Annotated in this window: 11 protein-coding genes, 1 pseudogene and 1 riboswitch; of the genes and pseudogenes, 8 read left to right on the top strand and 4 right to left on the bottom strand. The window is 71.7% G+C overall.

Annotated features, from left to right (window positions below):
* Together PUR61_RS08005 and PUR61_RS08000 are read right to left on the bottom strand one after the other, a co-directional pair.
* Positions 1-233: pseudogene (locus PUR61_RS08005) on the bottom strand (N-acetylglucosamine-6-phosphate deacetylase); the annotation flags it as partial.
* Positions 230-1,177, bottom strand: a complete 948-nt coding sequence (locus PUR61_RS08000) for an ROK family protein (RefSeq protein WP_329877169.1) — start codon at positions 1,175-1,177, stop codon at positions 230-232. The gene PUR61_RS08000 and the pseudogene PUR61_RS08005, both read right to left, overlap by 4 nt.
* Before the next feature lie 367 nt (positions 1,178-1,544).
* Between PUR61_RS08000 and PUR61_RS07995 the strand changes: the two genes are divergently transcribed.
* The 3 genes from PUR61_RS07995 (at position 1,545) to otsB (ending at position 3,958) form a co-directional block, all read left to right on the top strand.
* Positions 1,545-2,786, top strand: a complete 1,242-nt coding sequence (locus PUR61_RS07995; protein WP_329877167.1) for an extracellular solute-binding protein — start codon at positions 1,545-1,547, stop codon at positions 2,784-2,786.
* A gap of 10 nt (positions 2,787-2,796) precedes the next feature.
* A complete protein-coding gene (locus PUR61_RS07990) occupies positions 2,797-3,030 on the top strand; it encodes a DUF3263 domain-containing protein (RefSeq protein ID WP_327679814.1) in 234 nt (77 codons plus the stop codon).
* 85 nt (positions 3,031-3,115) lie between these two features.
* Positions 3,116-3,958: a trehalose-phosphatase gene (gene otsB, locus PUR61_RS07985; protein ID WP_329877163.1), complete on the top strand. Its 843-nt coding sequence runs from the start codon at positions 3,116-3,118 to the stop codon at positions 3,956-3,958.
* Here the strand turns inward: otsB and PUR61_RS07980 are convergent.
* Both PUR61_RS07980 and PUR61_RS07975 read right to left on the bottom strand, forming a co-directional pair.
* Entirely contained in the window at positions 3,942-5,411 is a 1,470-nt protein-coding gene (locus PUR61_RS07980) for an alpha,alpha-trehalose-phosphate synthase (UDP-forming) (protein ID WP_329877161.1), read from the bottom strand. The genes otsB and PUR61_RS07980 overlap by 17 nt on opposite strands.
* 38 nt (positions 5,412-5,449) lie before the next feature.
* Complete coding sequence (locus PUR61_RS07975; RefSeq protein ID WP_329877159.1) at positions 5,450-6,457, bottom strand: glucosyl-3-phosphoglycerate synthase; 1,008 nt, start codon at positions 6,455-6,457, stop codon at positions 5,450-5,452.
* A gap of 149 nt (positions 6,458-6,606) precedes the next feature.
* Positions 6,607-6,741: riboswitch (SAM riboswitch) on the top strand.
* A 17-nt stretch (positions 6,742-6,758) separates the two neighbouring features.
* On the opposite strand from PUR61_RS07975, the gene thrC reads away from it, so the two are divergent.
* The 5 genes from thrC (at position 6,759) to PUR61_RS07950 (ending at position 11,696) form a co-directional block, all read left to right on the top strand.
* Positions 6,759-8,039 carry a threonine synthase gene (thrC, locus tag PUR61_RS07970; protein WP_329877157.1) on the top strand — a complete coding sequence of 427 codons (1,281 nt, stop codon included), beginning with the start codon at positions 6,759-6,761 and terminating at the stop codon, positions 8,037-8,039.
* A gap of 79 nt (positions 8,040-8,118) precedes the next feature.
* A complete protein-coding gene (locus tag PUR61_RS07965) occupies positions 8,119-8,397 on the top strand; it encodes a ubiquitin-like small modifier protein 1 (protein WP_329877155.1) in 279 nt (92 codons plus the stop codon).
* A 563-nt stretch (positions 8,398-8,960) separates the two neighbouring features.
* The gene (locus PUR61_RS07960; protein ID WP_030289665.1) at positions 8,961-9,164 is read left to right on the top strand and encodes a cold-shock protein; all 204 of its coding nucleotides are present in this window, start codon (positions 8,961-8,963) and stop codon (positions 9,162-9,164) included.
* 381 nt (positions 9,165-9,545) lie between these two features.
* Positions 9,546-11,165: a chaperonin GroEL gene (groL, locus tag PUR61_RS07955; protein WP_329877131.1), complete on the top strand. Its 1,620-nt coding sequence runs from the start codon at positions 9,546-9,548 to the stop codon at positions 11,163-11,165.
* A 171-nt stretch (positions 11,166-11,336) separates the two neighbouring features.
* Positions 11,337-11,696 carry a hypothetical protein gene (locus tag PUR61_RS07950; RefSeq protein ID WP_329877129.1) on the top strand — a complete coding sequence of 120 codons (360 nt, stop codon included), beginning with the start codon at positions 11,337-11,339 and terminating at the stop codon, positions 11,694-11,696.
* Positions 11,697-11,766 lie beyond the last annotated feature (70 nt).

Below are 11,766 nucleotides of genomic sequence, written 5' to 3'. Positions count from 1 at the left end.
GAGGCGTAGGAGGCGCCGCCGCCGCCGTGGACGTGCAGGTCGACGAAGCCGGGGACGACGGTGTACCCGGTCAGGTCGAGGTCACCGGCCGTGGTGGCGCCGCCGAGACCGGCGATCCGGGTGCCCTCGACGGCGAGACGGTCGCCCTCGACGATGCCGCCGGGCAGGACCAGCCGGGCACCGGCCAGTGCGGTTCGCCGCGGCAGGGCCGCAGATTGATTCCGCGCGGTCACGCGGTCACCTCCATCGAGAGCAGATCCCAGGCGAGCAGGCCCGCGCCCAGGGACGCGGCGGTGTCTTTGAGCATGGCCGGTACGACCTCGGGGGGCATCTGGAAGGTCAGACGCTCGGTGACCGCGGCACGCAGCGGGGTGAAGAGGGTGTCCCCGGCTTCGGCGAGCCCGCCGCCGACGATCACCGTGGACGGGTCGAGCAGGCTCTGGGCCAGCACGATGCCGTCGGCCAGGGCCTCGACGGCGCGCTGCCAGACCGCGACCGCGCGGGCGTCCCCGGCGTCCACCGCGACGGCGCAGGATGCCGCGTCGGCGTCGGGGTCGCCCACGGCCTCGGCCCAGGCGCGGGAGACGGCGGAGGCGGAGGCGAGGGTCTCCAGACAGCCGCGGGCGCCGCAGCCGCACTGGGGACCGCCGGGCCGGACCACCACGTGGCCGATCTCGCCGCCGTAGCCGTGGGCTCCGGCCTCGATCCGTCCCCGGATGCCGATGGCGCCGGCGATACCGGTGCCGAGGGCGATGAAGAGGAAGCGTTCGACGCCCCGGCCGGCGCCGAGCCGGCCCTCGGCGAGACCCCCGGAGCGCACGTCGTGGCCGAGGGCGACCGGCATGGCGCCGCCGTCCGCCGCGGCCAGGCGTTCTCCCAGCAGCTTGCGCAGCGGAAGGTCGCGCCAGCCGAGGTTGGCGGAGAAGACCGCGATGCCGTTCTTCTCGTCGATCGTCCCGGGGACGGCGACTCCCGCCGCCACGGGGGCGACGCCGAAGCGGCTGCGGCCCTCGTCCGCCAGGTCGGCGGCGAAGTCGAGGATGGCGGCGACCACGGCGTCCGTGCCGTGTTCCCGCCCGGTCGGGCGTCGTGCTTCGAACAGCACGGAGCCGTCCTGGGCGAGCAACGCGGCTTTCATGCCGGTGCCGCCTACATCGAGTGCGATGACGTGCTTCACGGAGGACAGTTTCCCTTGGGTGGGTCGGAGAGGTCTAGTCCAGTTGTCGGATTGGTCTGGTCCAGCGGGGTGAGCTTTGTCGCAGAAGTATGCGGTGTGCGGCGCTTTGCACGAACCGGACCGGATCCCTTGAGGCCGGGTCCGGCAGGTCGGACGGCCGAATTTCATTGCGCATCGTGCAACGACCTCCGCACTTCGATAACTACCCGGCGCGGACCGGCCACAGGTGTGGACCACTGAGTGGCCTGTTTGGCACCCTTGCCGCCTCCCCCCGGCCGGATCCCCCCGATTCGGTTCGTCGCTCCCGCAAGACTCCCCCTCGAAGGCGGTACCCGCGTTGGACAGGCGCGCCAAGGTCCCCACCCGGTTGTCCGGCATCGCACTGGCCGGAGCACTGGTGCTCACCGGCTGCGGCGGCAAGGACGACGGCCCGATCACCCTCCGGCTGGTCGCGGCCGACTACGGCGAGAGCGCGGAGACCAGTTCCAAGCTGTACTGGGACGACCTCGCCCGGCGCTTCGAGACCGCCAACCCGGGCATCAAGGTGGACGTCCAGGTGGAGAGCTGGACCGACATCGGCAAGAAGGTCGACGACCTGGTCAAGAGCGGGAAGTCGCCCGACCTGCTGCAGACCGGCGGCTTCGCCGACCAGGCCGGCGCCGACCGGCTCTACACCGCCTCGGACGTGCTCTCGCTGGAGACCCAGGCGAACATCATGGAGTCGTTCTCGCACGCCGGGCAGGTGCTCGGCACGCAGTACGGCATTCCGTTCGTCTCCTCCTCCCGGGTGCTCTTCTACAACAAGGCGATCTTCCAGAAGGCCGGCGTCGACAAGCCGCCGACCACCTGGAACGAGCTCAAGCAGGCCGCCGAGAAGATCAAGGCCAAGGTGCCGGGCGTGACGCCGTACGGGCTCCCGCTCGGACCGGAGGAGGCCCCGGCCGAGTCGATGCTGTGGACGCTGAGCGGCGGCGGCAGCCTCTCCGACGACGTCGGCAACTACACCATCGACAGCACCCAGAACCAGGCGACCTTCAACTGGCTCAGGACCAACCTGGTCGCCACCGGGCTGACCTACCCCGAACCCGGCAAGATGAACCGCACCCCCGTGTTCAGCGACTTCGCCGCCGGGAAGGTCGCGATGCTGAACGGGCACCCGACCCTGCTGCGGATGGCCGCCAAGGGGAAGATCGACTTCGGTACGACGGCGATCCCGAAGAAGGACGGCCTGGCGAAGACCGGCAGCCTCGGGGTGGCCGACTGGATGATGGCCTTCAAGGCCAACGGGCACCGCAACGAGATCCGCAAGTTCCTCTCCTTCGTCTACGCGAAGGACAACCAGCTCAAGTTCGACGAGACCTACAACCTGCTGCCGGTCACCCAGGACGCCTTCGACGCGATCAGCAAGGACCCCAAGCACGAGGCCCTGAAGCAGTTCGCGGCCGGGCTGGGCAACGCGAGCTTCTACCCGTTCGGCGACCCGGCCTGGGTGGAGGTCTCCAACCGGATCAAGGCCGGGATCGGGGCGGCCGCGACCGCCGACCCCAAGCCGGTCCTGGAGGACCTCCAGCAGACGGCCGTCAAGGAGGCCGCGAGGCTCCGCAAGTAGGCTGGCCGGCATGGGCGCGGGTGAGCTGGACGAGCGGGACCGGGCGGTGCTGGAGCTGGAGGGCCGGTCGTGGCGGACGGCCGGCGCCAAGGAACGGGCCGTCCGGGAGGAGCTGGGACTCTCCAGCACCCGGTACTACCAGCTGCTGAACGCGTTGCTCGACCGACCGGAGGCACTGGCGCACGCGCCGGTGCTGGTGAACCGGCTCCGGCGGGTCCGGGACGCGCGGCGCGCGGCACGGTAGGCGGGCGCCGCCCCGGCGCCCGCCCCGGGAGCCCGACCGCCGCGTCGACGGATGACCCCCGTCCGGCCTGGGTACGGTCCCTGTCATGGGCCTTGCTGAGATTGCGCGACCGCTGACGGACGACGGACGGGCGGGCCTGGCGGCGTTGCTCGAAGAGCCGCGGGCGGCGGTGGTCGCCCTGGACTTCGACGGCACGCTGGCACCGATCGTGTCCGACCCGAGTCGTGCCCGGGCGCACCCGGGCGCGGCGGACGCCCTGCGCGGCCTGGTGCCGCACGTCGGGGCGGTCGTGGTGGTGACCGGGCGCCCGGCCGGGCTGGCGGTGGAGTACGGGGGCTTCGCCGAGGTCGGCGGGGTGGTGGTCCTCGGGCACTACGGCGCGGAGCGCTGGGAGGCCGGTGAGCTGACCGCGCCGCCGGTGCACCCCGGGGTGGCCGCGGTCCGGGCGGCGCTGCCGGACGTCCTGGCGGCGGCCGGGGCGCCGGACGGGACGTGGGTGGAGGACAAGGGCCGGTCGCTGGCCGTGCACACCCGGCGGACGGCCGAGCCCGCCGTCGCGTTCGAGCGGCTGGTGGAACCGGTCGGCGCACTGGCGGCCGAGCACGGCCTGGTGGTGGAGCCCGGTCGGCTGGTCCTTGAGCTGCGACCGCCGGGGGTGGACAAGGGGGCGGCGCTGGAGGGCTTCCTGCGCGAGCGCGGCGCCCGGTCTGTGCTGTACGCGGGGGACGACCTGGGGGACGTCGCGGCCTTCGCGGCCGTGGAGAAGCTGCGCGGGGAGGGCCTGGCCGGCGTGACGGTCTGCAGCGGCGCGGTGGGGGACGCGCCGGTGCGGGAACTCGCCGACCGGGCGGACCTGGTGGTCCCGGGCCCGGCCGGCGTGGTGGAACTGCTGGCGGCGCTGGGGGAGGAGCTCAGCGCAGGGCGTTGAGCTGGTCGAGGAACCACTGCTGGGGCGGGAGCGCGGTCGCGGCGGCCACGAGCCGCTTGGTGCGGTCGGCGCGCTCGCCGGCCGGCATGGTGAGCCCGGCGTGCAGGGCCTCGGCGGTGGCGACGACGTCGTACGGGTTGACGGTGAGCGCGTCCTCGCCGAGCTCGGCGTGGGCACCGGCCTCGCGGGACAGGACGAGGGCGCAGCCGTCGTCGGAGACCACCGGGACCTCCTTGGCGACCAGGTTCATGCCGTCCCGGATCGGGTTGACCAGGGCGACGTCGGCCATCCGGTACGCGGCCAGCGAGCGCGGGAAGTCGTCGTCGACGTGCAGGATCACCGGCTGCCAGCCGGGGGTGGCGAACTCCTCGTTGATCTCCTCGGCCAGCGCCTGCACCCGGGCCGTGTAGGCGCGGTACTCGGCGAGGTCGGTGCGGGACGGGTAGGCGAAGGCGATGTGGACCACCCGGTCGCGCCACTCGGGACGGGTGCGCAGCAGGTGCCGGTACGCCTGGAAGCCGCGGACGATGTTCTTGCTCAGCTCGGTGCGGTCGACCCGGACGACGGTCCGGCGGTCGCCGACGGCGGCGCGCAGGGTGGCGAGGCGGTCGTCGACGTCCGGGCGGTGGGCGCGCTCGCGCAGGAAGCCGGCGTCGGCGCCGAGACCGTGCACGCCGAGGTGGGTGGTGCGGCCCTCGTGGGTGACGGTGAGGGCGTCGCGGTCGACGGCGGCGCCGAGGACGGCTTCGCAGCAGTCGGCGAACGCGAGCGCCCAGCGCCGGGTGAGGAACCCGGCCCGGTCGGCGCCGAGGATGCCGGTCAGGACAGTCTCGGCGATGTCGTCGGGCAGCAGCCGGAAGTACTCGGGCGGGGCCCAGGGGGTGTGCGAGAAGTGGCCGATCCGCAGGTCGGGGCGGGCGGCGCGGAGCAGCGCCGGGGTCAGCGAGAGGTGGTAGTCCTGGACCAGGACGGCGGCGCCGGGTGCGGCCTCGGCGGCGAGGGCCCCGGCGAAGGCGGCGTTGTACGCGGTGTAGGCCTGCCACTCGGTGCGGAAGTCGGCGTCGAAGGCGGGCGCGGTCGGGGTGTCGTACAGCAGGTGGTGGATGAACCACAGTGTCGAGTTGGCGACGCCGTTGTAGGCCCGGGCGAAGGTCTCCGGGTCTATGTCCAGCATCCGGACGGCCTGCCCGCCGACGTCGTGGCCGGCCCGGTCGAGGCGTCCGTCGGGGGCCTCCCGGGAGGCCCTGCGGTCGGCGTCGGAGAGGGCGGCGCAGACCCAGACGGCGTCCGGGTCGTCGATGGCGGACAGCCCTGAGACCAGGCCGCCGCCGCCTCTGCGGAGGGTCAGCGTGCCGTCGTCCGCGGTGCCGAAGGACACCGGTCCCCGGTTGGACGCCACCAGGACGGGGGCAGTGCCGGTCGAATTCGAACGTTCGGTCGTGAGATCGCCCATGGTTGGTTGGTTGCCGGGGGTCCCGGGTCGCAAACCCCTCAGTGCCGGGTGGCGTATTCGGGGACGGTGTGCATCGGCGGGCGCTCGGTGGCGGTGACCGGGTGGGTGTGGGCCGTGAAGGCACGGGTTTCCGGGTCGCGGGTGAACTGGGTGAGCAGCGGGTGGACCAGGTCGGCGGCGGCCTTGAGCCGGTGGGTGCGGTCGAGCCGCTCCAGGGCGGTGCGGTAGATGGTGGCGGCCATCCGGCCGAGCGCCTGGCCGTCCTGGTGCCGGTGGTGGCGGACGCCGACGTCCACCTGGGCGAGCGCGTCCAGCCCGGCCGTCTCCAGGGCGTCGACGAGCAGGCCGAGTTCGACGCCGTAGCCGGTCGGGAAGGGCAGACGTTCGAGCAGGGAACGGCGGGCCGCGTACTCGCCGCCGAGCGGCTGGACGAAACCGGCGAGTTCCGGCCAGTGCAGGTTGAGCAGGGGGCGGGCTACCAGTTCGGTGACCCGGCCGCCGCCGGCCGGGACGACCGCCCCGTCGGTCTCCAGCGGGCGGTCGTACATGGCCTTGACCAGCTGGATGTCCGGGTCGGTGAGCAGCGGGCCGACGATGCCGGAGACCAGGGCGGGATCGAACGCGCGCAGGTCGGCGTCGACGAAGCAGACGATCTCACCGCGGGTGACCAGCAGCGATCGCCAGAGCACCTCGCCCTTGCCGGGGGCGGCGGGCAGCCGCGGGAGGATCGTGTCGCGGTGGACGACGGTGGCACCGGCCTCGGCGGCGACCGCGGCGGTGGCGTCGGCCGAGCCGGAGTCGACGACGACCAGTTCGTCGACCAGCGGCAGCCGTTCCACCAGCTCGCGGCGGATGGTGCGGACGATGTCGCCGACCGTGGCCTCCTCGTCCAGGGCGGGGAGGACGACGCTGACCGTGCCGGCCGGGCCCAGTGCGCGCTTGGCCGCCAGCAGGACGTCCATCGGGCGGTCGGCCGCGCTCCACGAGCGTCGGCGCAGCCAGGACGCCGTCTCGGGGAGGAGCGCGGGGATCGGTTCGGCGGGCACTGTTCTCTCCTCGGCGAGGTGGGATGGGACGGGTCATCTCGCGTGGCGGACGATCCCGTTCGGGGTTGACGCCTTCGGATACAGTCTTCGTACAGCGGTCGCACCTTCGCACGCCGGGGTCTCCGCTGAGCATGACCACAACTTCACAGAGCTCATCCAGAGGGACTGAGGGAACGGCCCGTTGACGTCCCGGCAACCTTCTCGCGCGGCTGTTGTCAACAGCGCCGGCGGGACAGGTGCCAATTCCGGCCTGTGGCGCGCCCGCGTCACGGGGAAGATGAGGAGAGAGGCCTCCGCCATCATGGCTATCGACACCGCCGCACCCGTCACCGTTGACCTCGGCCCCGCCGCCGCGCTGTCCTGTCGCGAGTGCGGCACCCGGTTCCCGCTCGGCCCCAGCTTCGCCTGCGTGGAGTGTTTCGGCCCGCTGGAGATCGCCTACGAGTTCGGCAGCGAGGGCGCGGAGGAACTGCGCAAGCGCATCGAGGCCGGTCCGGCGTCGATCTGGCGGTACGCGCCGCTGCTGCCGGTGCCGGCCGACGTCGCCTCCAAGCCGAACCTGAACCCGGGGTGGACCCCGCTGGTGAAGGCCGACAACCTGGGCCGCGAGCTCGGGTTCACCGCCCAGCTGCACATCAAGGACGACTCGGGCAACCCGACCCACTCCTTCAAGGACCGCGTGGTGGCCTGTGCCATCGAGGCCGCGCGGGCCTTCGGCTACACCACGCTGTCCTGCTCGTCGACCGGCAACCTGGCCGGTGCGGTGGGCGCGGCCGCGGCCCGGGCCGGCTTCAAGTCCTGCGTGTTCATCCCGCACGACCTGGAGCAGGGCAAGGTCGTGATGGCCGGGGTGTACGGCGGCGAGCTGGTCGGCATCGAGGGCAACTACGACGACGTGAACCGCTTCTGCTCGGAGCTGATCGGTGACCCGGCCGGCGAGGGCTGGGGCTTCGTCAACGTCAACCTGCGGCCGTACTACGGCGAGGGCTCCAAGACGCTGGCGTACGAGATCTGCGAGCAGCTGGGCTGGCGGCTGCCGGAGCAGATCGTGATCCCGATCGCCTCGGGTTCGCAGCTGACCAAGATCGACAAGGGGCTGCAGGAGCTGATCAGGCTCGGCCTGGTCGAGGACCGGCCGTACCGGGTCTTCGGCGCCCAGGCGGCGGGCTGCTCGCCGGTGTCGGCGGCGTTCAAGGCCGGCCACGACGTGATCCGGCCGGTCAAGCCGGACACCATCGCCAAGTCGCTGGCGATCGGCAACCCGGCCGACGGCCCGTACGTGCTCGACATCGCCCGGCGTACCGGTGGCGCGGTGGAGGACGTGACGGACGAGGAGGTCGTGGCGGCGATCCGGCTGCTGGCCCGGACCGAGGGCGTCTTCGCCGAGACCGCGGGCGGGGTGACCGTCGGCGTGCTGAAGAAGCTGGTCGAGACGGGACAGCTGGACCCGTCGAAGGAGACCGTCGCGATCAACACCGGAGACGGCCTCAAGACGCTGGACGCCGTCTCGGAGGCCGGCATGACCGCTGTGATCCGGCCGACGCTGGCGTCGTTCCGCGACGCCGGCCTGGCGTCCGCCTGACCGGCCCGGACCCGTCCGGCACCGGCCCTCGCCGTCCTTCCCCGGTACACCCCCGCCCCGCAACGAGGAGAAGACCCCCATGAGCGCCAACGTCCGCATCCCGACCATCCTGCGTACCTACACCGGTGGTGCCAGCGAGGTGTCCGCCGAGGGCGCCACCCTGGGTGACGTCATCGCCGACCTGGAGAAGAACCACGCCGGGATCGCCGCGCGCATCCTCGACGACACCGGCAAGCTGCGCCGTTTCGTGAACGTCTACGTGAACGACGACGACGTGCGGTTCGCCGAGGGTCTGGCCACGGAGATCAAGGACGGCGCGAGCGTCTCGATCATTCCGGCGGTGGCGGGCGGCTGCTGAGCGCCTTTTCGCCGTTCCCGGCCGTTCGCGGCGCGGAATTCCGCGCCGCGAACGGCCGGTCGTATTTTGGCGGGAATATTTTCCGTCCCGGGCGGAGTAAAGTGTCGCTGTACCGGGAACAGCGCCGCCCCTCCCCGCCCTCCCGGCGATCGCGCCCACTCGCACCCGTACCGCCGCCGACCGTCCGGCCGTTGAGACCGGCGACGGGCCCGCGGTAGGGAAACATGTCAGGCCGGTGTCAGAATTCTGGAGCGGATTTCGGGCATTCCGTCCGCTATGTCCGGGAGGAAAGGCGGCCTTCCTCCCGATTACTCCCGGGCTGTCCCTTGATCATGCCGGGGAATTCCCAACCGTTGACCCTGTTGCAGAGGGCGTCGATCCGGATACATTCAGCCGCGGTCGACGCAATCGCCCGTTCGCCGGATACCGTCCGGCGGCGTCGGGGGGATTGTGGCGTGCGCGGTTGCGCCCAGGGGGGGTTCCCCGGGCCGGCCTCCAACCAGACCCGGGCCCGCAGACCTGCGGGCACGTGAAGGGCCAGCACAGCACTAGGGGAGTTCGGAATGGCTCAGGGCACCGTCAAGTGGTTCAACGCGGAGAAGGGCTACGGCTTCATCGCGGTCGACGGTGGTGCGGACGTCTTCGTCCACTACAGCGCGATCCAGATGGACGGCTACCGCACCCTTGAGGAGGGCCAGCGGGTCGAGTTCGAGATCTCTCAGGGGCAGAAGGGCCCGCAGGCGGACATGGTCCGCGCGGCGGTCTGACCTTTCCGACACCCGGGAGTTCGGCTCGGCTCATCGGCTGGTGCGCCTCTTGCTTCCCGGCGGGCCCGTACGACACACGTCGTACGGGCCCGCCGGCCTGTCCGGGCGTGCGTCCGGAGGCGGTCGGGGACCGCCGGAGGTGCCCCGGAGGGGGGCGTGCGGAGGCCCCCGGAGGCGCTCGCGGATTGCCGATTGGGCTTGCACTCGCCCACCTAGAGTGCTAATCATTGGCGTTAGCACTCACAGCTTGAGAGTGATAAGCGGACCGGGTCGGTGAGGCCCCAGGGAGCGGTAGGGGAAGGGACCCCCGCATACCAGGGCCGTCCGTCGCGGGCACCCCTTGGTCCGAGCAGTCGACCGTGTCCCGGAGGACCACTTCAGATGGCCAAGATCATCGCCTTTGATGAGGAAGCTCGCCGCGGCCTTGAGCGTGGCATGAACCAGCTCGCCGACGCGGTGAAGGTCACGCTCGGCCCCAAGGGTCGCAACGTCGTTCTGGAGAAGAAGTGGGGCGCCCCCACGATCACCAACGACGGTGTCTCCATTGCCAAGGAGATCGAGCTCGAGGACCCGTACGAGAAGATCGGTGCGGAGCTCGTCAAGGAGGTCGCCAAGAAGACCGACGACGTCGCGGGTGACGGCACCACCACCGCCACCGTGCTGGCCCAGGCGCTCGTTCGCGAGGGTCTGCGCAACGTCGCCGCCGGCGCCAACCCGATGGCCCTGAAGCGTGGTATCGAGAAGGCCGTCATCGCCGTCTCCGACCAGCTGCTGGCCCAGGCCAAGGACGTGGAGACCAAGGAGCAGATCGCCTCCACCGCCTCCATCTCGGCCGCCGACACCCAGATCGGCGAGCTCATCGCCGAGGCCATGGACAAGGTCGGCAAGGAAGGCGTCATCACCGTCGAGGAGAGCAACACCTTCGGTCTGGAGCTTGAGCTCACCGAGGGCATGCGCTTCGACAAGGGCTACATCTCGGCCTACTTCGCCACCGACCTGGAGCGCATGGAGGCCGTCTTCGACGAGCCGTACATCCTGATCGCCAACTCCAAGATCGGCTCGGTCAAGGACCTCCTGCCGCTGCTGGAGAAGGTCATGCAGAGCGGCAAGCCGCTCGTCATCATCGCCGAGGACGTCGAGGCCGAGGCCCTGTCGACCCTGGTCGTGAACAAGATCAAGGGCACCTTCAAGTCCGTCGCCGTCAAGGCCCCGGGCTTCGGTGACCGCCGCAAGGCCATGCTCCAGGACATCGCCATCCTCACCGGCGGCACCGTGATCGCCGAGGAGGTGGGCCTGAAGCTGGAGAGCGCCGGCCTCGACCTGCTGGGCACCGCCCGCAAGGTGGTCATCACCAAGGACGAGACGACCATCGTCGACGGTGGCGGCGACGGCGAGCAGGTCGCCGGTCGCGTGAGCCAGATCCGCGTCGAGATCGAGAACAGCGACTCGGACTACGACCGCGAGAAGCTCCAGGAGCGCCTCGCCAAGCTGGCCGGCGGCGTGGCCGTCATCAAGGCCGGCGCGGCCACCGAGGTGGAGCTCAAGGAGCGCAAGCACCGCATCGAGGACGCGGTGCGCAACGCCAAGGCCGCCGTCGAGGAGGGCATCGTCGCCGGTGGTGGCGTCGCCCTGCTGCAGGCCGCCGTCGCGTTCGACAAGCTGGAGCTGGAGGGCGACGAGGCCACCGGTGCCAACATCGTCAAGATCGCGCTGGAGGCCCCGATCAAGCAGATCGCGACCAACGCCGGTCTCGAGGGTGGCGTCGTGGTGGAGAAGGTGCGCAACCTTCCCGCCGGCCACGGCCTGAACGCCGCGACCAACGAGTACGTCGACCTCATCGCCGCGGGCATCATCGACCCGGCGAAGGTCACCCGCTCCGCGCTGCAGAACGCCGCCTCCATCGCGGCGCTCTTCCTCACCACCGAGGCCGTCATCGCCGACAAGCCGGAGAAGGCTTCGGCCGCCGGCGGCGGCATGCCGGGCGGTGACATGGACTTCTGATCCTTCGGGATCGGACGGTTCCTCGTCCGCACGGGCGGTCCCCTTCGGGGGGCCGCCCGTGCGGCGTTTGCGGGGGAGCGGGGGCGTTTGCGGGGGCGCGGCACCGGGCGGTTCGGCGGGGCCTCGTGCGGAGGGCGTCCGGGGCGGCGGCGGGTTTGGGAGAATGGGCCGATGGCTTCCCCTGACGACATCGAGACGGCGCTGCACACCGCACGGGCGCTGATTCTGGCCGACCTCACCGCACGGGACGTGGCGGACGCCGCCGTGGTGTCGCTGGTCGAGCAGGCCGTGACGCACCGGCGCTGGTGGCTGGAGCAGTGGCCGGACGGCACCGGGTACGTGCTCGGGCTGGTCGCCCAGGACGTCCAGGACGCGCTGCTGGAGAACTACGGCCGCTGGCCGCTCTGCGCCGAGTGCGCGGCGGACGGGGATCCGCACGCGCTCGGCGTGGAGCCGGAACTGGGCCCCGAGCCGCACTGGGTCTGCGGCAAGCAGGGCGCCGCGGTGGCGCCCGTCGGGCAGCTCGCCTGACGCCCCTGCCGTTCCGGCGCCGCCCGCTGCCCGGTCGTCTCCGCCGTCCCCTCGGCCGCCGCGCTCCTTG

The sequence above is a fragment of the Streptomyces sp. BE20 genome, from assembly GCF_036322525.1.
In the GTDB taxonomy this organism is placed as follows: domain Bacteria; phylum Actinomycetota; class Actinomycetes; order Streptomycetales; family Streptomycetaceae; genus Kitasatospora.
Note: the sequence above shows the minus strand (reverse complement) of the source record. Positions and strands in the feature narration are given on the sequence as shown.